The sequence below is a fragment of the Cellulomonas sp. zg-ZUI22 genome, from assembly GCF_017353535.1.
In the GTDB taxonomy this organism is placed as follows: domain Bacteria; phylum Actinomycetota; class Actinomycetes; order Actinomycetales; family Cellulomonadaceae; genus Cellulomonas; species Cellulomonas wangleii.
Genome location: NZ_JAFMUZ010000001.1, coordinates 450,469 through 474,375 on the forward strand (window position 1 = coordinate 450,469; position 23,907 = coordinate 474,375).

Consider the following 23,907-nt stretch of genomic DNA (forward strand, 5'->3'; position numbering starts at 1 on the left):
GGGCCGTCGGCGACGGGCGGACGGCGGCTGCGTCGACGCGGGTCAGGCCGGCGGCAGGAGCGTGGCCGCCGCGGCCGCGCGCAGGGCGTGCGCGACGGCGTCCAGCGCGTCGGTCCGCAGCGACCACTGCTGCCAGAGCAGCGGCACGTCGACCACGTCGTCGGCCAGCCGCACCAGGCGCCCCGCGCGGACGTCGTCGTCGGCCTGCTGGTCGGGCAGCATCCCCCAGCCGAACCCGAGGCGCACCGCGGCGGCGAAGTCCGCCGACGCGGGCACGAGGTGCCGCGGCGGACGGGCCGGGTCCACCCGCCGGCGGCGCAGCCAGCGGTCCTGCAGGCGGTCGTCGGCGTCGAACACGACGACCGGCGCGGCGGTGAGCGCAGCGGGTCGCACCGCGTCGGCCGCACCCGGGTCCCACGGCCCGCCGAACCACCGCGCGGCGAACGCGGGTGCCGCGACGGGGCGATAGCGCATGACGCCCAGCGGTTCGACGGTGCACCCCTGCACGGCGGCGCCCTGGGACGTCACCGCGCCCATGACCGTGCCGTCGCGCAGCAGGTCGGCGGTGCGGTCCTGGTCCGCGCGCTCGATGCGCAGCGCGACCCGGTCCGCGAGCGGTGCGAGCGCCGGCAGCACCCAGGTCGTCAGCGAGTCGCCGTTGACCGCGAGCGTGACGCGGGGCGCGGTCGCGTCCTGCGTGAGGTGGCGGGTGGCCTCGGTGGTGAGGGCGTCGAGCTGGCGGGCCAGCCGGACGAGGGGCTCGCCCGCGGCGGTCGGGCGCACGGGCCGCTCGCGGCGCAGCAGGACGGCGCCGGCCGTCTCCTCGAGCGCCTTGATGCGCTGGCTCACGGCGGAGGGCGTGACGTGCAGGGCGCGTGCGGCGGCGTCGAACGTGCCGAGGTCGGCGGCCGCGGCCAGCGCCCGCAGCTGGCCCAGGTCCCAGTCGGTCATGCAGCCACGCTAATGGTACGTGCAGAACATTCGCTGGTCTGATGGCCGGTGCCGCTCGTAGCGTCGTCCTCATGTGGACGTCCGCCCTCGCCGGGCTCGGGTTCGGGCTCGCGCTCATCGTCGCCATCGGCGCGCAGAACGCGCACGTGCTGCGCACCGGGCTGCGCCGCGAGCACGTGGGGCTGGTGGTGGCGATCTGCGCCGTCTCCGACCTGCTGCTCATCGCGGTCGGGGCGGCGGGCGTCGGCACCGTCGTCGCCGCCAGCCGTCCGGTCACCGTGGTGACCACCGTCCTCGGGGCGGCGGTGCTCCTCGGCTACGGGGCGCTGGCCGCGCGCCGGGCCGTGCGCGGCGACGACGCGCTGGTCGTGGACGGCACTCCGGGCGTGGACGGCGCGGTCGGCCGCGCCCCCGGGACCGCGGCCGCCGTGGCGCTGACGACCCTGGCCCTGACCTGGCTGAACCCCCACGTGTACCTCGACACGGTGGTGCTGCTGGGCTCGGTGGCCGCCGGTCACGGCGACGCGCGCTGGTGGTTCGCCGCGGGCGCCGGCGTCGGCAGCGTGCTGTGGTTCACGGCGCTGGGGTACGGGGCGCGGCTGCTGCGCCCGGTGTTCGCCCGCCCGGCGGCGTGGCGGGTCCTGGACGCCGTGATCGCCGCGGTGATGGTCGGCATCGCGACGGGGCTGGTGGTGGACCTCCTGGCCCCCTGACGCCCCGCAGTGGCCGATCTCTCACCCGGCGGGGGCCTCTTTTCGACAGCGCGTCGATAAGATGTCGACAGTGCGTCAACAAGACGTGTGTCCCCGGCGAGAGGTCTGACCCCGTGTTCCTCGCTCTGCGCGAGCTCGCGTTCGCGCGCACCCGATTCGGGCTGATGGGCGCCGTCGTCGGCCTCATCAGCGTCCTCATGGTCCTGCTGTCCGGCCTGTCGTCCGGCCTCGTGGTCGACGGCGTCTCGGGGCTCATGCGCAGCCCCGTGGACGCGGTCGCGTTCGAGGACGGCACCAAGACCGACTCCGCGTTCACCCGCAGCGTCGTGACGTCGGCCGAGCGCGACGCCTGGGCCGCGCGCGACGACGTCGACGGGGCCGAGCTGCTCGGCACCGCGATCGTCAACGCGAAGAACGAGGACGGCACGCCCGTCGACCTCACCCTCTTCGGCGTCGAGCCCGGCGGGTTCGTCGAGCCCGAGACGGGCGACGGGCGCGCTCTGGCCGCCGAGGGGGAGGTCGTGCTGTCGGCCTCCGCGCAGGACGAGGGCGTCGCGCTCGGTGACGTCCTGACCATCGACCGCGTCGGCACGGAGCTCGAGGTCGTGGGCTTCACCACCGACCAGCGCACCTTCGGCCACATGGACATCGGCTTCCTGCACCTGCGCACCTGGCAGGAGATCCACTCGGCGACCGTGCCCGGCCAGCAGGCCACCGCGGAGGCGTACGACGCGGCGAGCGTCGTCGCGCTGCGCGGCGTCGACGGCGCCCTGCCCGACCTGGCCGCGGGGGACGCGGACGCGGGCACCTCGGCACGGACGATCAAGGACGCCTTCGACTCGTCGCCGGGCTACACCGCCGAGATCATGACCATGCAGCTCATCCAGGGCTTCCTGTACGCCATCTCGGCTCTCGTCGTCGGCGCGTTCTTCACGCTGTGGACCGTGCAGCGCACCCGCGAGCTCGCCGTCATGCGCGCCATGGGCGCCTCGACGCGCTTCCTGCTGGGCGACGGTCTGGCGCAGGCCGCGATCCTGCTCGTCGTGTCCGTCGGCGCCGGTCTGGCCGTCGGCCTCGGGCTCGGCTCGCTGCTCGTCGGTACCGGCATGCCGTTCGAGCTGGAGAGCGGGCCCATCGCGACCGGTGCGCTCCTGCTGCTCGGACTGGGTCTGCTCGGCGCCGCCGTCGCGACCGTCCGCATCGCCCGAGTCGACCCGCTGACCGCGCTGGGAGAGAACCGATGACCACGACCACCACCCGCACGGGCCTCGCGCTGAGCGACGTCGTCCTGACCTTCGGCGACGGTGACACCCAGGTCGACGCCCTCGACCACGTGGACCTGACGGTCACCCCCGGGGAGATCGTGGCCGTCGTCGGCCCGTCCGGCGCCGGCAAGTCGAGCCTGCTGGCCGTCGCCGGCGGTCTGACGACGCCGACGTCCGGCTCGGTCGTCGTCGGCGGCGCCGACCTGGCGAGCATGTCGAAGGCCGCCCTGGCCCGGTACCGCCGTGACCACGTCGGGTTCGTCTTCCAGTCCGGCAACCTGGTGCCCGCGCTGACCGCGATCGACCAGCTCCGCCTGGTCGAGAAGATCACCGGTCGCCGCGCGGTGAAGCCGCCCGAGCAGCTGCTCGCCGCCGTCGGCATGGCCGACCACGCGAAGCGCCGGCCCGGGAAGCTGTCCGGCGGTGAGCGGCAGCGCGTCGGTATCGCCCGCGCGCTGGTGGCCTCCCCGTCGGTCCTGCTGGTCGACGAGCCGACGGCCGCGCTCGACCGGCGCCGCAGCCACGAGATCGTCGAGCTGCTCGCGCGTCAGACGCACGAGTTCGGGGTCGCTACGGTGATGGTCACGCACGACCACGACGTGCTGGAGCACTGCGACCGCGTGCTCGAGATGGTCGACGGACGCCTGCGCGCCGTCTGACGAACAGGAGGACGCGTGCCACGCATCACGGCGCGCACGGTGCCCGAGCACCGCGAGGCCCAGCGCCGCGCGATCCTCGACGCCACCCGCGAGCTGCTCGCGGACGCACCCGACGTCGAGCCCACCTTCGCGGCGGTCGCCGCGAAGGCGGGGCTCGCACGGTCGAGCATCTACCACTACTTCCCGTCCCGGGAGGACCTGTTCCGGGCGGTCGTCGTGGAGGCGCTGCCGCGCTGGAGCGAGGCCATCGCCCAGGCGATGGGCGCGCAGGACGACCCGGTCGCCCGGGTCGTCGCGTACGCCGACGCCAACCTCAGGCTCGTCGCGGAGGGTGAGCACGCCGTCATCAGCGCGCTCGCGGCGTTCAGCCCTCGCGCGTTCTCCGACCCCTGGGTGCAGGAGATGCACGGTCAGCACGTCGAGCCCCTGGTCGCGGCCCTGCGGGGCGCGGGGGTCGCCGAGCCCGAGGTCGTGGCGGAGCTCGTCAACGCCATGGTGCAGCGGGCCGGTGCGCTCATCGAGGGCGGTGCGGACGTGGACACCGTCCGGGCGGCGGTGCGCGCGGTGCTCACGCGCTGACGGCCGCGGGACCACGGCGGGGCGGAACAGACCCGCACCCCTGGGCGGTTGCGGTCGGTATGCGAGCCATCACCTACGACCGCTTCGGCGGCAGCGACGTCCTGCAGCTCACCGACCAGCCGGAGCCCAAGGTCGGCTCCGACAGCGTCCTGGTGCGGGTACGTGCCGCGTCCGTGAACCCGGTGGACTGGAAGATCCGCGCCGGGTACCTCGACCAGATCATCGACACCGAGTTCCCCGCGATCCCGGGGTGGGACGTGGCGGGCGTCGTCGAGCGGCCGGGCCTGGACACCCCGGAGCTGGCGGCCGGCGACGAGGTCTACGGGTACGTCCGCAAGGACTGGCTGCACGGTGGGACGTTCGCCGAGCTGGTCTCCGCGCCCGTGCGGACGCTGGCCCGCAAGCCCGCGTCGCTGAGCTTCGAGGAGGCCGCGGCGGTGCCGCTCGCGGGGCTCACGGCGTACCAGACCATCGAGCGCGCCGGGGTGCGCGACGGGCGGACGGTGCTCGTGCACGCCGCGGCCGGGGGCGTCGGGCAGTTCGCCGTGCAGATCCTGCGGGCCCGCGGGGCGCGCGTCATCGGGACCGCGTCGGCGCGCAACCACGAGCACCTGCGCGGCCTGGGTGCCGAGCCGGTCGAGTACGGCGACGGCCTGGTCGAGCGCGTGCGCGCGCTGGCACCGCAGGGCGTCGACGTCGTCCTGGACTACGGCTCGGACGACCTGGTGCCGACGACGCGCGCGGTCCTGGCTGACGGCGGCACGGTCGCGTCGATCGTCGACACCGCCGCCCGCGACGAGCTCGGCGGGCACTACGTGTGGGTGCGGCCCAGCACGGGGGACCTCGACGCGCTCACGCGGCTGATCGACGACGGCGCCGTGAAGGTCGACGTGGCGCAGGTCTTCGACCTCGCGGACGCGGCCGCGGCGCACGACCTCGTCGCCGAGGGGCACGTGCGGGGCAAGGTCGTCGTGCGCGTCTGAGGGCGTGCCGAGCGCGCTGCGACCGGCTCCCCGATCGACTATCTTGAGGAATCGATCGTTTCTCGATAGATTCGTCGCGTCTGACACCGGACGTTCGATCGAGGAGCCCGTCATGCGCAACCTGACCGTCGGAGCGCTGCGCGTCGTCATCGCGCTCGCGCTGGCCGGCGCCCTGTTCGTCCAGTGCGTCATGGCGCCGCTGCTGTGGACCGACCTGGTGGAGGCCGGCGCCCCGCTGTCCGTGCGGGTGCCGTTCGTCGCGATCTTCGTCGCGGGGCTCGTCACGCTGCAGGTCTGCGGCGTGTGCGTCTGGCGTCTGCTGACGATGGTCCGCCGCGAGGAGGTGTTCACCCCCGCCGCGTTCCGCTGGGTCGACGTCATCATCGGCGCCATCACCGCGGCGGCGGTCCTGGCGTTCGCGCTGGCGGTCGTGCTCGCGCCGGGGGAGGCGGTCGCCCCGGGCATCGTGCTGCTGGTCTGCGGCGCGGCGCTCGTCGTCGGCGGCGTCGCCCTGATCGTCCTGCTGCTGCGGCTGCTGCTCGCGCAGGCCGTCGACCGCGACCGCGAGGCCCGGCGCCTGCGCGACGAGCTCGACGAGGTGATCTGATGCCGATCGTCGTGGACGTCGACGTCATGCTCGCGCGCCGCAAGATGTCCGTCGGGACGCTCGCCGAGCGCGTCGGCATCACGCCCGCCAACCTCGCGGTGCTGAAGAACGGGCGCGCCAAGGCCGTGCGCTTCACCACGCTCGCCGCGCTGTGCGAGGTGCTGGAGTGCCAGCCGGGCGACCTGCTGCGCTGGGAGCCGGACGGGGAACACGAGGCGCCCAGCCCGGTGTGACCGGCCCGGACCCTCGGGCCGGCCGGGCGCCCGTGGTCCCCGGCGAGGTCAGGCGGCCGGCGCCGTCGGGACGAACGGGTGCAGCTCCTCGTCCGCGCCGTCGACGACGAGGCACGTGCCCTCGGGTACCTCGAGCCACGCGCCGCGCAGCTCGCCCAGCGGCTCGGACACGATGACGCGGGTGTCGTCCGACAGGCCCTGCAGCGCGGCGTGGTCCGGGTAGTGCTGCCGCAGGACTGACACGTCGGCGTTGCGGAACAGCGTGCGCGAGCGGCCCTCGGAGGAGTAGCGGACGGCCCACGTGCGGTGCCCGTCGGTCACGGCGAGCGTGCCCTGGAACGGGAAGTCGACGCCGTGGCGCCGGCCCGTCGCCTCGACGAGGCCGACCGCGGTCGCCATCGCGGCCGGCGGGTCGTCCGTCAGGCCGAACGTGAGCGCCAGGTGGAACAGGGTCTCGGAGTCGGTCGTGCCCTCGATCGTCGGGAACAGCGCGGGGTCGACCGCGAGCTGCAGGTCCCGCTTGAGGAGCGGGAACCGGTCGACCGCCCCGTTGTGCATGAACAGCCAGTCACCCTGGCGGAAGGGGTGGCAGTTGGTCAGCTGGATCGCCGTGCCGCTGGTGGCGCGCACGTGCGCGAACACCGTGCCCGAGCGGACGTGACGCGCCAGCTCGCGCAGGTTGGGGTCGCTCCACGCGGGCTCGGTGCTGCGGAAGATGCCCGGCTCCGGCGCGTGCCCGTCGTACCAGCCGATGCCGAAGCCGTCTCCGTTGGTGGGCTCCGCACCCATCCGGCTGTGCAGGCTCTGCAGCACGAGCGAGTTCGCCGGCTTGTAGAGCAGGTCGTCCAGCGTGACCGGAGCCCCGGAGTACGCCAGCCATCGGCACATGTCGGCCCCCTCGCGGCGGCCCGCGCGTCGCGGGACCCTCGGCCCACCTTGCGCCGACCGGGCGCCACGCGCCAGGCGGGCGGGTCAGTCGCCCAGTCCGGTGCCCACCTGACGTGCGGCGCGCACCCACGCGTGGTCCGGCGGGACGAGCTTGACCTTGCCGGCCACGTCGGACAGCGGCACCGGGACGGCGTCGTCACCGCGCGCGGCGACCATCACCCCGAACTCGCCGCGGTCCACGAGGTCCGCCGCCGCCGCACCCAGGCGCGTCGCGAGCAGACGGTCCGCCGCGCACGGCGTCCCGCCGCGCTGCACGTACCCCAGGATCGTCACGCGCGTCTCCAGCCCTGTGGCGGCCTCGAGCTCGCGCGCCAGCTTGAACGTGTGCTCCCGCTGCGCGTCCTCGACGTGGGCCAGGTGCTTCTTGGCCGCACGCCGCGACTCGGGCGTCTTCGCGGACTTCACGAGCAGCTGTGCCGCCTCGTAGTCCGCGGTGTCCTCGACGTCCCGGGCGCCCTCGGCGACGGCGACCACGGAGAACGACGAGCCGTGGGCGGTACGACGCCGGATCGTCTCGGCGACCGACTCGATCGTGTACGGGATCTCGGGGATGAGGATGATGTCCGCGCCGCCCGCGACCCCGGCGGCCAGCGTCAGCCAGCCCGCTCGGTGCCCCATGATCTCCGTGAGGATGATGCGGTGGTGGCTGTGCGCCGTGGAGTGCACGCGGTCCACCGCGTCGGTCGCGATCTCCGTGGCCGTGGCGAACCCGAAGCTCGTGTCGGTCTCGGCGATGTCGTTGTCGATGGTCTTGGGCAGGTGGATGACGTTGAGCCCGGCCTCGACCAGGCGCATCGCGTTCTTCGCGGTCCCGCCGCCGCCCAGCATGATGAGGGCGTCCAGGCCCAGCTCGCGGTAGTTCTCCGCGACCACCGGCACCATGTCCTGCGGCTCGCCGTCCACGACGTACCGGTGGACCTTGTCGCGGCTCGTCCCGAGGATCGTCCCGCCGATGGTGAGGATGCCGGACAGGGCCTTGCCGTCGAGCTCCACGTACCGGTTCTCCACCAGCCCCGTCACACCGTCACGGAACCCGAACAGCTCCATGCCGTAGTGCGCGATCGCGGTCTTGCCGAACCCGCGGATCGCGGCGTTCAGGCCGGGGCTGTCGCCGCCCGCCGTGAGGATCCCGACCCGCTTCGCCTTCGTCCGCGTCATGCCGCCTCCGCCGTACCGTGACCGGCGGGGGCCGGCCGTGTGCCGACAGTGTCGTGGGCGAGGCGCCGCGGCACAACGCGGGGCGTGCGTGACACCGCAGGTCATGCGGCCGGTGCGTCAGGCCGGACGCGGCGCGTACATGATCAGCCCGACGCCGACGAGGCACACCAGGGCGCCGATGACGTCCCACCGGTCCGGTCGGAACCCGTCGACGACCGTGCCCCACAGCAGCGACCCGGCGACGAACACCCCGCCGTACGCGGCCAGGATCCGCCCGAAGCTCGCGTCCGGCTGCAGCGTCGCCACCGCGCCGTACAGCCCCAGCGCGATCACGCCGAACCCGACCCAGACCCAGCCACGGTGCTCGCGGATGCCCTGCCAGACGAGCCACGCGCCACCGATCTCCAGGCCCGCGGCCGCGACGAACAGCAGGACCGAGCGCAGGACGGTCATGGTGGAGGCCTCTCGTCGGGGGTGGGACGAGTATCGCGGGCGGGTGGCCGGTGGCCGCCCTCCGGCCGCTACCGTGACCGCATGGCGGTCCTGCACCCTCTGACGCGCGACGACCTCGAGGTGCTCCTGGAGGTCCAGCGCGAGGGCGCCGTCGCCGGGCTGGGGCACCTCTTCCCCCAGGACGAGCACCCGTTCCCGACCGCGCGGGTCCGCGCGCGGTGGGAGGCGGAGCTCGACGACCCGGGCGTGGACTGCTTCGCGGTCGTGCGGGACGGTCAGGTCGCCGGGTTCGCCGCCACGCGGGGGGACGAGCTCCTGCACTTCGGCACGGCGGTGGCCACCTGGGGGACCGGCCTGGCGGGCCTCGCGCACGACGAGGTGCTCGACCACCTGCGCGCCCGGGGGCACCGGACGGCCTGGCTGCGCGTGTTCGACGACAACCTCCGGGCCGTGCGGTTCTACGAGCGCCGCGGCTGGCGGGCCACCGACGTGGTCACGCGGACGACCTTCCCGCCGTACCCGGTGCTGCGCCGGTACGAGCGGACGCTCGGGGCCGACGCGTGAGGCGGCCCGCGTCGCGCCCGTCCGCCCGGCGACGTCAGCTGCGCCCGGTGCGTTCCGTGCGCGCGAGGTACGCCTCCCCGCGCGGGCTGAGCGCGTAGCCGACGTCGAAGCTCTGCGTCAGGCCCAGGCCCTTGAGCTTGCGGACGTCGATCTTGAACGAGTCGCGGTCGCGGCCCAGCTCGGCGGCGAGGTCCGGCGCGCGCACGTGGGGGCGGCGGCGGATGACGTCGAGCGTGGCGGCGGTCCACGGGCCGTGGCTGCCGGCGCGGTCCAGCCGGTCGAGGCGCGCGTCGATCGCGGCGACGTCGGCGTCGGTGAGCGCGGCGTCGTCGCGCAGGGCGACGCGGGGGTCGGGGCCGGCCCACGTCAGGCCGATGCGGTACACCGGCCACGTGGCCGCGTCGGCGGGTGCGGTGTCGTCCGCCGGGGTGCGGCCGTAGCGCGCGGTGCGCCGGCGCCGGGCGACCTCCGCGGGGTCGAGCACGCGCCGCAGCGCGGCGGCGTCCGCGAACCCGGCCGCGCGGGCGTCGTCGTCGGTCAGGGACGCCGGGTCGACGGTGCCCACGGACGTCACCTCGACCACGCCCGCACCGGTGCGGAAGCGCGCGCCGACGCGCACGTCGGGGCGTTGCCAGCGGCGGAAGGCCAGGGTGACGGAGCCGTCGGCGACCCCGGCGGCGACCGTGGGTGGCAGGAGCACCTGGCCAGCGTGCCGGGTCCTGCCGGGCGCGTCGAGGGGTCGGGTGGGCCGGGGCGCACGGCTGGGACGGGAGTGCCGGACGTGCGCCGAGGGGTGGACGCCGTCGGACCGCCGGGCATAGCGTATAAGTCACGACTTATTTCCTGGGTTCTGGAGGAGCCATGACCGGCATCGACGCACTGGAGCAGGCCGGCCTCGTCACGCGTGAGCTGCGCCGCGGCGAGCGGGGCGGCGCGCCCACGAAGGTCGCGGTCGCGCGCCGCACGTACCGCGCCGCGGTCGACGACGTCTGGGACGCGCTCACGGATCCCGAGCGGCTGCCGCGCTGGTTCGCGCCCGTCACCGGCGACCTGCGCGAGGGCGGCCGCTACCAGGTGGTGGGCAACGCCGGCGGCGTCGTCGAGGAGTGCCGGGCGCCCGAGCGGTTCGCCCTGACCTGGGAGATGGGCGACCAGGTCAGCTGGGTCGAGGTGCTGCTGGCCCCGGCCGACGGCGGCACCGAGCTCACGCTGCTGCACGAGGCCCACGTCGACCCGGCGTTCTGGGAGCAGTTCGGGCCCGGGGCCGTCGGCGTCGGGTGGGACCTGGCGCTGTGGGGGCTCGCGGTGCACCTCGCCACCGGGGCGGCGGTCGCACAGGAGGGCGGCGAGCAGTGGCCCATGACGCCCGAGGGGCAGGGGTTCATCGAGCGGGCGGCGACCGGCTGGGCCCGGGCGGACACCGCGGACGGGCGCGAGGCGGCGTCGGCGGAGGCCGCCGGGCAGCGGACGTTCGCGTTCTACACGGGCACGGCGGCGCCCGAGGCATGAGCGTCGCGGACGTGGGGAGGGGCGCGGGCATGAGGGAGGCATGAGCGAGGTGGCCGCGAGCGCCACGGCCGCCGACGGCACGCCGGCGCGGGCCGAGCGGGCGGGTGCCGTGCCGGTCGACGTCGTCCTCGCCGCGCTCGCGGAACCCGTGCGACGGCGCCTGCTGGAGCACCTCGGGCGTGGCGAGCGCGCGGCCGGGGAGCTGGTCGCGGCGGCCGCCGACGAGTTCGGCATCTCGCAGCCCGCGACGTCCCAGCACCTGCGGGTGCTGCGGGAGGCCGGTGTCGTCACGGTCCGTGCGGACGGGCCGCGGCGGCTCTACCGGGTCGAGCCGGGGGCGCTGAGCGTCGTCGAGGACTGGCTGGCCGGGTTCCTCGACCCGTTCGCGCAGCCGCTCGACGCGCTGGGGACGGAGCTGGCGCGCGGCCGACGGCAGCGGCGCGACGCCGGTGGCCGGGCTCCGGGCGACGCGCGGGCGACCCCGGCCTCCTGACACGCCCCTCGGTGGCCCGCCGGGTGTGAGGGGTGGCAGGCGCGTCTCCTGCGGGACGGCTCAGTCCGCCAGCGCCTCGCGCAGGGCGCGCGCGACCGGCCACTGCCGGGTCGCCCCGGCTGACGGAGGCGTACGCGGCCCTCGGCGCCGAGGTCGCCCTCCTGCTGCTGCACGCCCGTGCCCGCTACGACGTCCCGGCGCTGGTCGACGAGCACACCGCCTACCTCGCCGACGTGCAGACGCGCGGCCCGGCCGCCGTCCGCGAGCACCTCACGCACCTGGCCGACCTGCTGCACCCGCCCGCCTCACGCCGGGTCGAGCGTCACTCCGGCGGCGTCGTCCCCCCTGCACCGAGCGCACGCTGCACCCGCGTGACGTCCCGCCACGCGCCGTGCTTGAACCCGATGTCGCGGAACGTGCCGACGGGCTCGAACCCGAGGGCCGCGTGCAGGGCGGCGCTGGCGGGGTTCGGCTCCGCGTACCCGGCGACCGCCTGCCGGTACCCCAGGGAGGCCAGCCGCTCGAGCAGCGCGGAGTACAGGGCCCGCCCGGCGCCCGTGCGCCGCCGGCCCGGCTCCAGGTACACGCTCGTCTCGCACGCCCACCGGTACGCCGGACGCGCCGCGAACGGCACCGCGTACGCGTACCCCACGACCCGTCCCGCGTCCGGGGTGCCGGGTGGCAGCACGGCGACCAGCCACGCGTGCGACGCCAGCGCGGCAGCGATGCGACCGGCCATCTCGTCGGGCGTCGGCGGGCGGTCCTCGAACGACACGGCGGTGTCGTGCACGTACGGCGCGTAGACCGCCGCGCACGCGGCACCGTCGGCGGGCGTCGCGTCGCGGACGACCACGGGCGGGTCAGGGGCCGGGACGCCGCTGGGCATGTTCGGACCCTAGCGGCCGCGTCCCGCCCTAGGGTGGGGCCCGCACGCGCGGCGCCGGCACCGTCGGCACCTCGTCCGGCACCCAGCAGCAGGTCAGCAGCCCGCCCGTCACCCCCGACGTCATGCTCCGCGGAGGACCACCCGTGACCACCGACACCACGCCTGCGTCGCCGTACTCCCCGGGCAGCGACGCCCCGGCCCCCGACGCGCCACCCGCGACCGGTGCGCCCCTGTTCGGGGCACCCGACTCCCCGGGCGACGAGGGCACGCGCCCGCTGCAGCACGACGCCCGCCGCCCGCCCCGCTGGTGGGGCAAGGGCCTGGCGATGGCGGTCGTCGCGGTCTTCGTCGGGATCTTCGCGTGGGACGCGATCGGGGCCCTGCAGAGCCTGCTGGTCAACCTGCTGATCGCGTTCTTCGTCGCGCTCGCGCTCGAGCCGATCGTCGTGTGGCTGGTGCGGCACGGGTGGAAGCGGGGTGGTGCGGCGGCGTTCGCGCTGCTCGGCGGGCTCGCCGTCGTGCTGGTGGTCACGGCGCTGTTCGGCAACCTGTTCGTGCAGCAGCTCGTCCAGCTCGTCGGCAACGTCCCGGACCTGTACACGTCCGCGCAGGAGATGGTGCAGGAGCGGTTCGACGTCGAGGTGCCGGACGTCGCCGAGCTGCTGCGCCAGGGCGCCGAGGAGTGGGGCACCGAGGTCGCCTCCGGGGCCCTGCTGGTCGGCTCCACGATCGTCGGCGGCGTCTTCGCCGCCCTGACCATCCTGCTCGTCACCTACTACCTGCTGGCTGCCGGCCCGCGGTTCCGCGCGTCGATCTGCCGGTGGCTCACCCCGAACCGGCAGCAGGAGGTGCTGCGGCTCTGGGAGGTCACCCAGGTCAAGGTCTCGGACTTCCTCAACACCCGCATCGTCCTGGCGGCGATCGCCACGGTCGCGACGTTCGCGTTCCTCGCCATCCTGGGCACGCCGTACTCGCTCCCGCTGGCCCTGTTCACCGGGGTCGTCTCGCAGTTCGTGCCCACCATCGGCACGTACATCGGCGGTGCGCTGCCGGTCGCGGTCGCGCTGACGTCGCAGGGCGTGCCCCAGGCGCTGGGCGTGCTGGCGTTCATCCTCGCGTACCAGCAGGTCGAGAACCTGTGGCTGGCGCCCAAGGTGTCGGCGCGTGCCCTGGAGATGAACCCGGCGGTGTCGTTCGTCGTCGTGCTGGCGTTCGGCGCCGTGTTCGGGGCGCTCGGCGCGTTCCTCGCGCTGCCGATCGCGGCGACGATCCAGGCGGTGGCCAACACGTACGTGCAGCGCCACGAGCTGGTGCACTCGCACATGCTGCACGACCCGGGCGAGGCGTCCGGCGAGGACCCGGGCGGGGAGGACGACCCGAGCCGGGGCCGCGGCGACGCGGACAAGGCACGGGCCGCGGCACGCGAGGTTGACGAGCGGCGCGCGAACGGCGCCTGACCCTCCCGGTGCCGGCCGCCGGTGCCCGCCGGTCCGGTGCCGGGGCGGGCCGTCCCGGGGCGGGCCGTCCCGGGCAGGCCTACGACGCGTCGTGCAGCAGGGTCAGCACGTCGCGCAGCCGCGCGGCGTCCACCTGGCCCGGCGCGCTCGCGGTCCCCACGGCACCGAACGTCATCGCCGACCCGAACACCCCGCCGGCCAGGCGCGTCACCAGCCCGAGCGCACCCATCGCGACGGTCACGACGGGCCGGTCGGCGTCGCGCGCGAACTCCCGCGTGGCCGTGAGCAGGGCGAGGACGTCGTCGGGGTCGTGCGGCAGGACGGCGACCTTGCAGACGTCGGCACCGACGTCCCGCTGCCGGCGCAGCAGGGCGACGAGGTCGGCCGCGGGAGGCGTGCGCACGAAGTCGTGGTGGGAGACGACCACCGCGAGCCCGGCGGCCCGCGCCCGCGCCACGGTGTCCGCGACGTCCGGGGTGGCGAGCTCCACGTCCACGGCGTCGGCCCCGTCCGGCCCGGCGCCGGCGACCACGGCGGCGACGACGGCGGCGTACGCCGCGTCGTCCGCGGGCTGGGCACCGCCCTCCCGGGCGGAGCGGAAGGTGGCGAGCAGCGGCACCTCCCCGGGCAGCGCGGCCCGCACCGCCGCGACGGCAGCGCCCACGAGGGCCGGGTCGGCCGCGGCACCCGTGAGGTGGTCCAGGCGCAGCTCGACGACGTCGGCGACGCCGGTCGGCAGGGCGTGCGCGGCGTCGACGGCGTCGCCGACGGTCGTCGCCACCAGGGGCACGCACACGCTCGGGGACCCCGCGCCCAGGGTCGTCCCCCGCAGGCGGAGCAGCGCGTCGTTCGTCGTCATGCGCTGATTGTCGCCGGTGGGCGGCGCGAGCACCGCGCACGTCCCGCGGCCGGGACGCCCACGGGTGTCGTCAGGTCGTCGGCTCGGCCGGGAACGTGGCCCAGACGTGCTTGCCGCCCGGGTCGGACCACCAGCCCACGCTGCTCGAGAGCCGGCGCGCGATCTGCAGGCCGAACCCGCCCTCGCCGGGCTCGCGGCCCTGGGCGAGGAACGGGGCGTGCGTCGTGTCGCAGTCGGACACGACGATGAGCACCGCGTGCCCGTCGACCGCCAGACTCACCTGCGCGGGGGGACGCCCGTGCGCGAGCGCGTTGGTCGCGAGCTCGGACGCCACGAGGACGACGTTGTCCGGCCCGGCGGCGTCACCACCGTCCGGGGGCGGCGCGGACGCGGCGAGCTGCTCACGCAGGTCCCCGCGCATGGCCCGCAGCTCCGAGGCGCTGCGCAGCACCCAGCGGCGCAGCGGGACGAACTCCTCCGGCGGGCGCGTGGCGGGCAGCGTGCGCCCGTGGGTGGGGTCGGTGAGGACGTCGTCGGGCGGCAGGGCGGCCGGGGGCGTGTGCTCCGCCTCGAACTGGCTGCCGGCGGGGGGCGGCGGGATCCTCGGCGACGTCAGCTGCTCGTCGTCGGTCATCTCCCGCACCCCCTCTCCTCGGTCCCTCGGGCGGCCGCGTGTCCGTCTGTGCGCGTCGTCCGCCGTCGGGTTCCCGGCCACGGTAGGCGCCCACGCCGGATCCCACCACTGAGGACCGCGGTGCGCCGGGGACGAGATGAACCGCCGTCCAGCCGTGCCCGCGAGGGCCATTGGGGCGCCGCCCGGGACCGGAGGGGCCGGGTCGGACGCGTCAGACGGTACCGCGAGGTACCGGAACCGCGGGCACGCAGGTGCGCGGGGCGGTGTGGGTGGGCCCCGGTAGCGTCGGCAGAGTCGGGCGGGGACGCCCGGCGGTGCCCGCCGACGAGGCGCGCACGGCGACCGGGGACGCAGCCCCGGGGCGCCCCGGCGGCGGGGGTCGGGCGTGGCGTGCCGGACGAGAGGAGGGGTGCCGTGCGGTTCGGTTTCGTGGGCAGCTTCGGGACGGTCCAACAGGTCGTCGACCTGGCGGTGGACGTCGAGGAGCACGGCTGGGACGGCTTCTTCACGTGGGACGGCGTCGACATCGACGGGATGGACGCGTGGGACCCCTGGGCGGTCCTCGCGGCGGCCGCGGTGCGCACGCACCGGGTGACCCTCGGCGCCCTGGTGCTCGCGCTGCCGCGGCGGCGGCCCTGGGTGGTCGCCAAGCAGGCGGTGACCGTCGACCACCTGTCCGGGGGGCGGCTGGTGCTGCCTGTCGGCCTCGGGGTGCCCACCGACGGCGCCGTCGCGTGCGTCAGCGGTGAGGCGGCGACGGTGCGCGAGCGCGTCGAACGGCTCGACGACGCGCTCGACGTGCTGGACCGGGCGTTCACCGGCGAGCGGTTCGACCTGGACGGGCGGCACCTCACGGTGCACGGGCTGCAGCTGCGACCCGTGCCGGTGGCCCGGCCCGACGGGCGCACGCGGATCCCGGTGTGGGTCGTCGCCGCCCACCCGTCCGACCGGTCGATGGCCCGTCCCGCGCGGTGGGACGGGGTGGTGCCCCAGCACCGTGGGGAGCGGGCCATGGCCGACCTCGAGCCGCAGGACGTCGCGGAGGTGGTCGCGTGGCTGCGGGCCCACCGCCCGTCGGACGCCGGCCCGTTCGAGGTGGTCCTGCACGGTGCGCTGCCCGCCGACCGCGGTGCGGCGCGCGAGCGCGTGGCGGCGCTCGCCGAGGCCGGGGCGACCTGGTTCGTCGACGCGCTGTGGGACCCCGCCACGGCGACGCCCGAGGCGCTGCGGGCGCGGGCCCGGCTCGGGCCTCCGGGGACGTGACGCGGCATGAGGGCACCGTGGCCGTCAGCGGCCGGGGTCGACCGCCGGTCGGCTCATGCGGTAGATCTGCGGGCCGCGGGGCGCGAGCGGCACCGGCTCGTGCGACTCGGTGTAGCCGCGGTCGGTGTAGTAGCCGACGTTCTCCTCGTTCGTCGTCTCCAGGTAGGAGCGCGCGCCGTGCGCGTCGACCTCGGTGAGGAACCGGCGCAGCAGGACGCTGCCGCGCCCGGCCCGCTGCAGGTCGGGCCGCACACCGAAGGCCTCGACGTACCAGCTGTCCGCGGGGACGCCGCGGGACGTGAGGTCCCCGAAGCGGATGATGCCCGGGCTGTGCTCGCGCGTGCGGGACGCGATGCGCACGATCCGCCCCGCCTGCCGCGCCCAGCGTCCGACGGTCATGGGGTAGGTCCCCGGCGGGTAGAGCGCGAGCACGCCCGTGACCTCGCCGTCGAGCGTCGTGGCCAGCACCTGGCCGTGGCGCAGCCCGTCCGCCAGGGTCATGCGGTACACCTCACGCAGCTCACGCTCGCGGCGTGCCGTGACGGGGAAGAGGTGCCGGTAGCCGGGGTCGTCCGCCAGGGCGGCCGCGAGGACGGCGGCGGCCTGCCGTCGGTCGCCCGGGGCCAGAGGCCCGACGGCGTCGGGCGGGTCGGCGCGCTGTGTCCCGGGCGGGCGTCCCCCTGCGTCCATGAGGGCATCGTGTCTCGGACGTGCGTCCAGGTGCAACCGGAACGTGGTGGCGCGTCCGCTTCGTCGCCGCGGTCGCAACTGGAGGTGGGGAGGACGGGTGAAGATGCCCCCCGAACCCGCACGCGGTACGGCCCCGGGATGACAGGCTCGGAGAGTCCCCGTCCGGCCCGCCACGACGTCGTGCGCGGGGAGGGTGCCGCACCCGTCGGCGCCCGCGCGGGGACCACGAGGAGGACGACGGTGCGAGCCGTACGAACGACCGACCGGGGCGCCGCCCGGCGCCGGGCCACCGCGGTGCTGGTCGCCGCCCTGACGGCGGCCGGGCTCGCCGCCTGCAGCCCGAGCGTCCCGGACGCCCGACCCGCGGCCGAGGCCCTGGCGGACGCGCTCGGATCGGGCGACTTCGGTGCGGTCCCCCTGACCGGCGACTCCCCGGCGCCCGACGAGATCGCCGCGACCCGTACGGCCGTGGTCGAGGGGCTGGGGGACTCGACCGCGACCGCCACGGTGCGGGAGGTCACCGTCGCGGAGGACGAGCAGAGCGCCACCGCGCGGCTCGCCGTGGCCTGGGACCTCCCGTGGACCGACCAGGACTGGTCGTACGAGGCGACGGCCCGGCTCGAGCGCGTCGAGGACGACGCGGAGCGGCCGTGGCGCGCCCGGTGGCAGCTTCCCCTGCTGGGCCCCGACCTGACGGCGGGGGAGCGGCTGACCGTGTCCCGGCAGTCGGCCGCGCGCGGCCCGGTGCTCGGTCAGGGCGACGCCCCGATCGTCGTCGACCGCCCGGTCCGACGCATCGGCATCGACCGCACGCGTGTCGCCGAGGGCGACGTCGACGCGGCCGCGCGCGGTCTGGCCGCGGCGCTCGGGACGGACGCGGACGCGTACGCCGCGCGCGCCGTGGCGGCGGGGCCCAAGGCGTTCGTCGAGGCGATCGTCGTGCGCGAGGAGGACCCGTCGTACGACCTGGCCGCCCTGGGCGCGCTGCCGGGCGTCACGCTGGTCGCCGACGAGATCCCGCTGGCGCCGACCCGGACCTTCGCGCGGCCGGTCCTGGGCACGGTCGGTGAGGCGACCGCCGAGATCATCGAGGCGTCCGAGGGGGCCGTCGCGGCGGGTGACCAGGCCGGGCTCTCCGGGCTGCAGCGCCAGTACGACGCCCGCCTTCGCGGCACCCCCGGGCTGACCCTGCGTGCCGTCTCGCAGGACGGCGGCGCGGAGCGGCTGCTGCTGGACGTGCCGCCGGTGGCCGGCGAGCCCCTGCGCACGACCCTGGACCTCGACCTCCAGGCGCGCGCCGAGGGACTGCTCGCCGGGATCGAGCCCGCGGCGGCGATCGTCGCCCTGCGGCCGTCCACCGGTGAGGTGCTGGCCGCCGCGAGCGGGCCGGGCGGCGAAGGGCTGTCGACGGCGACCGTGGGGCAGTACGCACCGGGCTCGACCTTCAAGGTGGTCAGTGCGCTGGCGTACCTGCGGGGCGGGCTCACGCCGGACTCCACGGTCACCTGCCCGCCGACCGTCACGGTCGACGGTCGCACGTTCCAGAACTTCCCCGGCTACCCGGCGTCGGCGCTCGGCGACGTGCCGCTGCGCACGGCCTTCGCCAACTCCTGCAACACCGCGATGATCGGGCTGCGGGACATGGCGGACCAGGGCGAGCTGCTGGCCGCCGCCCGCTCGCTGGGTCTCGAGCCGGCCGCCGAGCTCGGGTTCCCGGCGTTCCTGGGGACCGTGCCGGACGAGGCGTCGGCCACGGCCCACGCCGCGTCGGTCATCGGCCAGGGGCAGGTGCTGACCTCCCCGCTGGGCATGGCGACCGTGGCCGCCTCGGTGGGGGCCGGTCGCACGGTCGTGCCGCTCCTCGTGCTCCCGGACGCGGACGGCGCGCAGGCCGGCGACGCCGAGGGCGGGCCGGGGGACGACGCCGCGGACGACGGCGACGCGTCCGCCGAGCCGCAGGACGACCTGCCCGCCGCCGCGCCCCTGACCGGCGACGAGGCGTCCGCGCTCCAGGCGATGATGCGGGCCGTCGTCACCGAGGGCGGGGCCGGGCTGCTGGCCGACGTGCCGGGCGACCCGGTGCTGGCCAAGACCGGCACCGCGCAGTTCGGGCAGGACGCGGACCTGCGCAACCACGCCTGGATCATCGCGGTGCACGGCGACCTGGCCGTCGCGGTGTTCGTGTCCGAGGGGGACTACGGTTCGACGACGGCCGGTCCGCTGCTGCGCGCGTTCCTGGCCGGATGACGGCCGGGGTCCGCCCCCCGGGGGCGCCGACGTCAGGAGGGACGATGACCGCACGCCACGTGCCGGGCGGGCCGGGCTGGTTGCGCCCGCTGCCGGGGACCGCGCTGACCGTGAGCGCGCTCGCCCTCGGCGGGGGACCGCTGGGCAGCATGCCGCAGCTCTTCGGGCAGGAGGTCTCCCCGGAGCGCGGGATCGACACGGTCCGCGCCGCGCTGCACAGCGACGTCCGGTTCATCGACACGTCCAACGGCTACTCGGACGGTGAGAGCGAGCGTCGCATCGGTGCCGCGCTGACCGCGGCCGGCGGCCTCCCGGCCGGCTACGCGGTCGCCACCAAGGTCGACCCCGACGGCGCCGACTACTCCGGCGAGCGGGTGCGCCGGTCGGTCGAGGAGTCGCGGTCCCGCCTGGGCCTGGACCACCTGCCGCTCGTGCACCTGCACGACCCGGAGTTCCACGAGTTCGACGACCTGACGGGTCCCGACGGTGCTGTCGAGGCGCTCGTCGAGCTGCGCGAGTCCGGGGAGGTCGGGGCGATCGGCCTGGCGGGCGGACGGGTGCAGGAGATGGCGCGCTACCTGGCGCTCGGGGTGTTCGACGTGCTGCTCGTGCACAACCGCTGGACCCTGGTGGACCGGTCCGCCGGCGCGGTCGTCGCCGAGGCCCGTGCGCAGGGCATGGGGGTGCTGAACGCGGCCGTGTACGGCGGCGGGATCCTCGCCCACCAGCAGGGCGGGCCCACGACCTACGGCTACCGCCCCGCTCCGCCGCAGGTGCTCGACGCGGTGGACGCGATGCGGCGCACGTGCGCGCGGCACGGCACCGACCTGGGCACCGCTGCCCTGCAGTTCTCCCTGCGCGACGAGCGCTTCGCCTCGACCATCGTGGGCATGTCGCGCCCGGAGCGGGTCGCCCAGACCCTGGCCGCGGCGGCCGTCCCCCTGCCGGACGACCTGTTCGAGGAGCTGGAGACGCTCGTGCCGCCTGCGGCGACGTGGCTGGACGCCCCCTTCGACAGCTGACGCCCGGCATCCATTACCGTTTCAGGGCGGGCTCGGGGCGGGTGCCCCGGCCGCGGGGACGGAGCGAGGATGACCGACCAGGGCACTGGGCCAGGACCTCTGCCGTCCGCGGGGGAGGCACTCGCGGACCTCGACGCCTGCGCCGAGGAGCCGATCCGGATCCCCGGCTCGGTGCAGCCGCACGGGGTGCTGCTCGCGGTCTCGGAGCCGGACCTGGTGGTCCGGCACGTGTCCGCCAACGTCGCGGACCTCACGGGGCGCTCGGTCGACGAGGTCGTCGGTGCGCCGCTGCGCGACGTGCTGGGCGTGGCCGCCGAGCAGGCGGTGCGGGTGCACGTGCGCACGTTCGGCGACCTGCGGGCGCGCAACCCGGTGTCCGTCGACGTGGCCGGACCGCACGGCCTGGTGACGGCCGACGCGATCCTGCACCGCATCGCCATCGGTGGGCGCACGCTGCTCGTGGTCGAGCTGGAGACGGCCACCGGGCCGCGTCCCTTCTCGTTCCCCAACACGTACCAGGCCGTGCGCGCCGCTCTCGAGAAGCTCCACGGTGCCGGCACCCTGGAGGAGCTGTACGACGTCGCCGCGCAGGAGGTCCGCGCGCTGACCGGGTTCGACCGGGTGATGGTGTACCGGTTCGACGAGGACCACAACGGTGAGGTCGTCGCCGAGGCGCGCCGGGCGGACCTCAACGCGTTCCTCGGCCTGCACTACCCGGCGTCCGACATCCCACAGCAGGCCCGCGCGCTGTACGAGACCAACTGGATCCGGCTCATCGCCGACGTCGGGTACCGACCGGCGCCGATCGTGCCCGCGTGGGACCCCGCGTCGGGCGAGCCGCTGGACCTGACGCACGCGGTGCTGCGCAGCGTCTCGCCCGTGCACGTCGAGTACCTGACGAACATGGGCGTGCGGGCCTCGATGTCGATCTCGCTGCTGCGCGAGGGCCGCCTGTGGGGCCTGGTCGCCTGCCACCACTACGCCGGTCCGCACGTGGTGCCGTTCGGCGTGCGGGCGGCGGCGGAGTTCCTCGGGTCGGCCCTGTCGTTGCGGTTGGTCGCCCGCGCGGAGGACCGCGAGCTGGAGCGGGAGCTCGCCGCCCAGGGGGCGATGACCCGCGTCCTGGGCCTCGCGCGCGACCCGGACCACGGGCTGGCGGAGGCCCTGGCCGGTGACCACGGCCTGCTGGCGGCCGTGCCCGCCCACGGCCTGGTCGTCGTCGCGGACGGGACCACCGTCACGGCCGGTGACGTCCCCGTGGACGTGGCGGCCCTGCGCGCGTGGGTGCTCGCGCAGCCGGAGCCGGTGACGGTGCGCACGCAGCTCGGCGTCACCGACCCGGAGCTGGCGGGTGCGCTGCCGGACGTCGCCGGCGTGCTGGCGGTCCGGCTGCCCGACGACCAGGTGATCGCCTGGCTGCGGTACGAGCAGGTGCGTGACATCTACTGGGGCGGCGACCCGCACAACAAGGCGATCGCGCACCGCGAGGGTGACGAGGTGCGGCTGAGCCCGCGCAAGTCCTTCGACCAGTGGCGCGAGGTGGTGCGCGGCCGCAGCGAGCCGTGGGCGCCGGAGCACGTGCGGGCGGTGGCGGACCTGCGCAGCGGGCTGCTCGAGGTGATCATCACGCGCAACCGGTGGCAGATGGCGGCGGCGCACGCCGTCCAGCTCTCCCTGCTGCCGCGACGGCTGCCCGAGCTGCCCGGCTGGAGCCTGCAGGCACGCTACGTCCCGGCGGCCGGCGGGCGCGTCGGCGGCGACTGGTACGACGCGCTGGAGCTGCCGGACGGCCGCTTCGTCGTCGTCGTCGGTGACGTGGCAGGCCACGGGCTGGGCGCGGCCGCCGCGATGGGCCAGCTGCGCAACGCCCTGCGGGCCTACGTCATGCGGGGGGCGGAGATCCGCGAGGCGCTCGTCGACCTCGACGAGCTGGCGCGTCGCACCATGCCGGACGACATGGCGACGGTCGTGGTCGTCGTGGTCGACCCGGCAACGGGGGAGGCGCAGGTGGGTGCCGCCGGGCACCCGCGGCCGCTGGTCCTGAGCGCCGACGGGGACGCGGCGCTGCTGCCGCTGCGGGTGGACCGGCCCATCGGTGTGGGCTCCGGGGAGCCGCCCGTGCAGCGTCTGCACATCGAGCCGGGTGGTGGGCTGGTCCTGTACAGCGACGGTCTGGTCGACTCGCGGTCGACCGCCCTGGCCGACGGCATCGACCGGCTGATCCGCCGCTTCGACCGCCCCGACCCGACGGTCCCGGTCGACATCGACGAGGTCGTGGCCGTGTGCTCCGACCCTGACTCCAAGGACGACATGACACTGCTGCTGCTGTGCCGGGACGCCGACCTGCCGCCGGGGGCCCGGCCGTGAGCGCCCGTCGGGCCGTCGCCCGCGCCTACTGGCGGGTGAGCCGCTGGACGCTGCGCACCGAGCGCGTGCCGCAGGACGGGTCCGGCATCATCCTGGGCGCCCCGCACACGTCCAACTGGGACTTCGTCCTGATGCTCGCGATCGCGTGGGAGGCGGGGCTGCCGTTCCGGTGGCTCGGCAAGCACACGCTGTTCCGGGGGCCTGCCGGCCCGCTGATGCGCGGGCTCGGTGGCATCCCGGTCGACCGGCGCGACCCCGCCGGTCTGGTGGACGACCTGGTCGCGCGCATGGGTGCCGGCGAGCACTTCTACCTCGTGGTGACGCCGGAGGGCTCCCGGTCCGGGTCCGGGTGGAAGTCGGGCTTCTACCGGATCGCGCGTGCGACGGACCTGCCGGTCACGCTCGGGTACGTGGACCGCACGACCATGACGGCCGGCCTGGGCCCGACGCTCACGCTCACCGGCGACGTCCGCGCGGACATGGACCGGGTGCGCGCGTTCTACGCGGACAAGGCCGGCGTGGTGCCCGCCCGCCGCACGGAGCCGCGGCTGCGCGACGAGGGGACCGCCGGCGGTGGACCCGCCGGCGAGGGCCCTGCGGATGCGGGAGCGCCGGACCGGCCCTAACCTCGGGGGTCCCGACGAAGGGAGCTCATCATGGGTCTCGACGACAAGATCAAGAACTCCGCGCAGCAGGCCGAGGGCAAGGCCAAGGAGGCGGTCGGCAAGGCGACCGGCGACGAGGAGCGCGAGGCCGAGGGCCGCGCGGACCAGTCCTCCGCCAACCTCAAGCAGGCCGGCGAGAACGTCAAGGACGCCTTCCGCTGATCTTTCGCCAGCGTGAGCGGGTGCTCCGCACCTTTTCGACGCCCCCGGGACCGACGTCGGTCCCGGGGGCGTCGTGCTGCCGGGGTGCCCGCATCACCCGGACGGGCGCAGGTCAGCGCCGCGTCGCGCCGACACGCCCGCCGCGGGGCGCGCGATGCTCCGCCGAGCGGGTGAATTGGGCTCCTGTCCAGGACGAGTCACTCGAACCACTACCGCTGCACGTGAGAGCCGTCTAATGTCGGACTTGTCAGCGAAACGGCAAACCCTCTGCAAGGAGGGGACGCAAAGCCACGGGACCCACGAGGTCAGCCGGGCTACCGAACGAAGGGTTCCGTCATGGACCAGCGCAACTCCGCCGCAGAGCCGCACGAGGTTCGCCCCCAGGTCCTGCCCGTCGCCCGGTGGGCGGCCATCGCCGCGCGCCTGGAGGCCACGGTGAGCGTCCCCGCTCAGCGCGACGCGCTGGCGGCCTGACGACGTCACACCTCTCGACGCACCACCCCGCGGCCCCGTCGTCCTCCCGCCGGACGGCGGGGCCGC

At 75.7% G+C, this 23,907-nt stretch carries 27 protein-coding genes and 1 riboswitch; of the genes, 18 read left to right on the forward strand and 9 right to left on the reverse strand.

Going from position 1 to position 23,907, the window contains the following annotated elements; all coding sequences use genetic code 11:
* Positions 1 to 42 precede the first annotated feature (42 nt).
* Complete coding sequence (locus J1G43_RS02090; protein ID WP_207377859.1) at positions 43 to 951, reverse strand: LysR family transcriptional regulator ArgP; 909 nt, start codon at positions 949 to 951, stop codon at positions 43 to 45.
* Between the two features lie 71 nt (positions 952 to 1,022).
* On the opposite strand from J1G43_RS02090, the gene J1G43_RS02095 reads away from it, so the two are divergent.
* The 7 genes from J1G43_RS02095 (at position 1,023) to J1G43_RS02125 (ending at position 5,990) form a co-directional block, all read left to right on the forward strand.
* A complete protein-coding gene (locus tag J1G43_RS02095) occupies positions 1,023 to 1,664 on the forward strand; it encodes a LysE/ArgO family amino acid transporter (RefSeq protein ID WP_207377860.1) in 642 nt (213 codons plus the stop codon).
* Positions 1,665 to 1,777: 113 nt separating this feature from the next.
* Positions 1,778 to 2,908, forward strand: a complete 1,131-nt coding sequence (locus J1G43_RS02100) for an ABC transporter permease (RefSeq protein WP_207377861.1) — start codon at positions 1,778 to 1,780, stop codon at positions 2,906 to 2,908.
* On the forward strand, positions 2,905 to 3,588 hold the full coding sequence (locus tag J1G43_RS02105; RefSeq protein ID WP_207339815.1) for an ABC transporter ATP-binding protein: 684 nt from the start codon (positions 2,905 to 2,907) through the stop codon (positions 3,586 to 3,588). Before J1G43_RS02100 ends, J1G43_RS02105 begins: the two co-directional genes overlap by 4 nt.
* 15 nt (positions 3,589 to 3,603) lie before the next feature.
* On the forward strand, positions 3,604 to 4,167 hold the full coding sequence (locus J1G43_RS02110; protein ID WP_207339814.1) for a TetR/AcrR family transcriptional regulator: 564 nt from the start codon (positions 3,604 to 3,606) through the stop codon (positions 4,165 to 4,167).
* A 59-nt stretch (positions 4,168 to 4,226) separates the two neighbouring features.
* Positions 4,227 to 5,150 carry an NADP-dependent oxidoreductase gene (locus J1G43_RS02115; RefSeq protein WP_207377862.1) on the forward strand — a complete coding sequence of 308 codons (924 nt, stop codon included), beginning with the start codon at positions 4,227 to 4,229 and terminating at the stop codon, positions 5,148 to 5,150.
* A 112-nt stretch (positions 5,151 to 5,262) separates the two neighbouring features.
* Positions 5,263 to 5,757 (forward strand): DUF2975 domain-containing protein, encoded by a 495-nt coding sequence (locus J1G43_RS02120; protein WP_207369792.1) that lies wholly within the window; start codon positions 5,263 to 5,265, stop codon positions 5,755 to 5,757.
* Positions 5,757 to 5,990 carry a helix-turn-helix transcriptional regulator gene (locus J1G43_RS02125; protein WP_207339811.1) on the forward strand — a complete coding sequence of 78 codons (234 nt, stop codon included), beginning with the start codon at positions 5,757 to 5,759 and terminating at the stop codon, positions 5,988 to 5,990. The genes J1G43_RS02120 and J1G43_RS02125 overlap by 1 nt, the downstream gene beginning before the upstream one ends.
* Before the next feature lie 48 nt (positions 5,991 to 6,038).
* Here the strand turns inward: J1G43_RS02125 and J1G43_RS02130 are convergent, their stop codons facing one another.
* The 3 genes from J1G43_RS02130 to J1G43_RS02140 all read right to left on the reverse strand — a co-directional run bounded on the left by J1G43_RS02130 (position 6,039) and on the right by J1G43_RS02140 (position 8,549).
* Positions 6,039 to 6,878, reverse strand: coding sequence for a class II glutamine amidotransferase (locus J1G43_RS02130; RefSeq protein ID WP_207377863.1), 840 nt, complete (start codon positions 6,876 to 6,878; stop codon positions 6,039 to 6,041).
* An 84-nt stretch (positions 6,879 to 6,962) separates the two neighbouring features.
* Entirely contained in the window at positions 6,963 to 8,096 is a 1,134-nt protein-coding gene (locus tag J1G43_RS02135; protein ID WP_207339809.1) for an ATP-dependent 6-phosphofructokinase, read from the reverse strand.
* A gap of 117 nt (positions 8,097 to 8,213) precedes the next feature.
* Positions 8,214 to 8,549: a YnfA family protein gene (locus tag J1G43_RS02140; protein ID WP_207369794.1), complete on the reverse strand. Its 336-nt coding sequence runs from the start codon at positions 8,547 to 8,549 to the stop codon at positions 8,214 to 8,216.
* Positions 8,550 to 8,630: 81 nt separating this feature from the next.
* Here J1G43_RS02140 and J1G43_RS02145 point away from each other — a divergent pair, with 81 nt between their 5' ends.
* Positions 8,631 to 9,113, forward strand: coding sequence for a GNAT family N-acetyltransferase (locus J1G43_RS02145; protein WP_207377864.1), 483 nt, complete (start codon positions 8,631 to 8,633; stop codon positions 9,111 to 9,113).
* A gap of 34 nt (positions 9,114 to 9,147) precedes the next feature.
* Here J1G43_RS02145 and J1G43_RS02150 read toward each other — a convergent pair whose 3' ends face one another.
* Entirely contained in the window at positions 9,148 to 9,813 is a 666-nt protein-coding gene (locus J1G43_RS02150; protein ID WP_207377865.1) for a hypothetical protein, read from the reverse strand.
* 161 nt (positions 9,814 to 9,974) lie between these two features.
* Here J1G43_RS02150 and J1G43_RS02155 point away from each other — a divergent pair, with 161 nt between their 5' ends.
* Together J1G43_RS02155 and J1G43_RS02160 are read left to right on the forward strand one after the other, a co-directional pair.
* A complete protein-coding gene (locus tag J1G43_RS02155; RefSeq protein ID WP_207377866.1) occupies positions 9,975 to 10,622 on the forward strand; it encodes an SRPBCC family protein in 648 nt (215 codons plus the stop codon).
* Positions 10,623 to 10,662: 40 nt separating this feature from the next.
* On the forward strand, positions 10,663 to 11,115 hold the full coding sequence (locus J1G43_RS02160; RefSeq protein ID WP_207339804.1) for a helix-turn-helix transcriptional regulator: 453 nt from the start codon (positions 10,663 to 10,665) through the stop codon (positions 11,113 to 11,115).
* Positions 11,116 to 11,437: 322 nt separating this feature from the next.
* On the opposite strand, the gene J1G43_RS02165 is transcribed toward J1G43_RS02160, so the two are convergent.
* Entirely contained in the window at positions 11,438 to 12,001 is a 564-nt protein-coding gene (locus J1G43_RS02165; RefSeq protein WP_207369798.1) for a GNAT family N-acetyltransferase, read from the reverse strand.
* Positions 12,002 to 12,144: 143 nt separating this feature from the next.
* Between J1G43_RS02165 and J1G43_RS02170 the strand changes: the two genes are divergently transcribed.
* A complete protein-coding gene (locus tag J1G43_RS02170; protein ID WP_307859450.1) occupies positions 12,145 to 13,458 on the forward strand; it encodes an AI-2E family transporter in 1,314 nt (437 codons plus the stop codon).
* A 79-nt stretch (positions 13,459 to 13,537) separates the two neighbouring features.
* On the opposite strand, the gene aroD is transcribed toward J1G43_RS02170, so the two are convergent.
* Both aroD and J1G43_RS02180 read right to left on the reverse strand, forming a co-directional pair.
* Entirely contained in the window at positions 13,538 to 14,317 is a 780-nt protein-coding gene (gene aroD / locus J1G43_RS02175) for a type I 3-dehydroquinate dehydratase (protein ID WP_207339802.1), read from the reverse strand.
* A 70-nt stretch (positions 14,318 to 14,387) separates the two neighbouring features.
* On the reverse strand, positions 14,388 to 14,951 hold the full coding sequence (locus J1G43_RS02180) for an ATP-binding protein (RefSeq protein WP_207339801.1): 564 nt from the start codon (positions 14,949 to 14,951) through the stop codon (positions 14,388 to 14,390).
* 414 nt (positions 14,952 to 15,365) lie between these two features.
* Here J1G43_RS02180 and J1G43_RS02185 point away from each other — a divergent pair, with 414 nt between their 5' ends.
* On the forward strand, positions 15,366 to 16,214 hold the full coding sequence (locus J1G43_RS02185) for an LLM class flavin-dependent oxidoreductase (RefSeq protein ID WP_207377867.1): 849 nt from the start codon (positions 15,366 to 15,368) through the stop codon (positions 16,212 to 16,214).
* A 24-nt stretch (positions 16,215 to 16,238) separates the two neighbouring features.
* On the opposite strand, the gene J1G43_RS02190 is transcribed toward J1G43_RS02185, so the two are convergent.
* Positions 16,239 to 16,904, reverse strand: coding sequence for an N-acetyltransferase (locus tag J1G43_RS02190; RefSeq protein WP_207339799.1), 666 nt, complete (start codon positions 16,902 to 16,904; stop codon positions 16,239 to 16,241).
* Between the two features lie 240 nt (positions 16,905 to 17,144).
* Here J1G43_RS02190 and J1G43_RS02195 point away from each other — a divergent pair, with 240 nt between their 5' ends.
* The 6 genes from J1G43_RS02195 to J1G43_RS02220 all read left to right on the forward strand — a co-directional run bounded on the left by J1G43_RS02195 (position 17,145) and on the right by J1G43_RS02220 (position 23,841).
* Complete coding sequence (locus J1G43_RS02195; protein ID WP_307859451.1) at positions 17,145 to 19,151, forward strand: penicillin-binding transpeptidase domain-containing protein; 2,007 nt, start codon at positions 17,145 to 17,147, stop codon at positions 19,149 to 19,151.
* A gap of 44 nt (positions 19,152 to 19,195) precedes the next feature.
* Positions 19,196 to 20,173, forward strand: coding sequence for an aldo/keto reductase (locus tag J1G43_RS02200; RefSeq protein WP_207339797.1), 978 nt, complete (start codon positions 19,196 to 19,198; stop codon positions 20,171 to 20,173).
* Between the two features lie 69 nt (positions 20,174 to 20,242).
* Positions 20,243 to 22,540, forward strand: a complete 2,298-nt coding sequence (locus J1G43_RS02205) for a SpoIIE family protein phosphatase (protein ID WP_207339796.1) — start codon at positions 20,243 to 20,245, stop codon at positions 22,538 to 22,540.
* Positions 22,537 to 23,166 (forward strand): 1-acyl-sn-glycerol-3-phosphate acyltransferase, encoded by a 630-nt coding sequence (locus J1G43_RS02210; RefSeq protein WP_207339795.1) that lies wholly within the window; start codon positions 22,537 to 22,539, stop codon positions 23,164 to 23,166. Before J1G43_RS02205 ends, J1G43_RS02210 begins: the two co-directional genes overlap by 4 nt.
* Before the next feature lie 30 nt (positions 23,167 to 23,196).
* Positions 23,197 to 23,367: a CsbD family protein gene (locus tag J1G43_RS02215; RefSeq protein ID WP_089797534.1), complete on the forward strand. Its 171-nt coding sequence runs from the start codon at positions 23,197 to 23,199 to the stop codon at positions 23,365 to 23,367.
* Positions 23,368 to 23,614: 247 nt separating this feature from the next.
* Positions 23,615 to 23,689: riboswitch (cyclic di-GMP riboswitch) on the forward strand.
* A gap of 14 nt (positions 23,690 to 23,703) precedes the next feature.
* Positions 23,704 to 23,841: a hypothetical protein gene (locus J1G43_RS02220; RefSeq protein WP_177199542.1), complete on the forward strand. Its 138-nt coding sequence runs from the start codon at positions 23,704 to 23,706 to the stop codon at positions 23,839 to 23,841.
* The last annotated feature ends 66 nt before the right edge of the window (positions 23,842 to 23,907 follow it).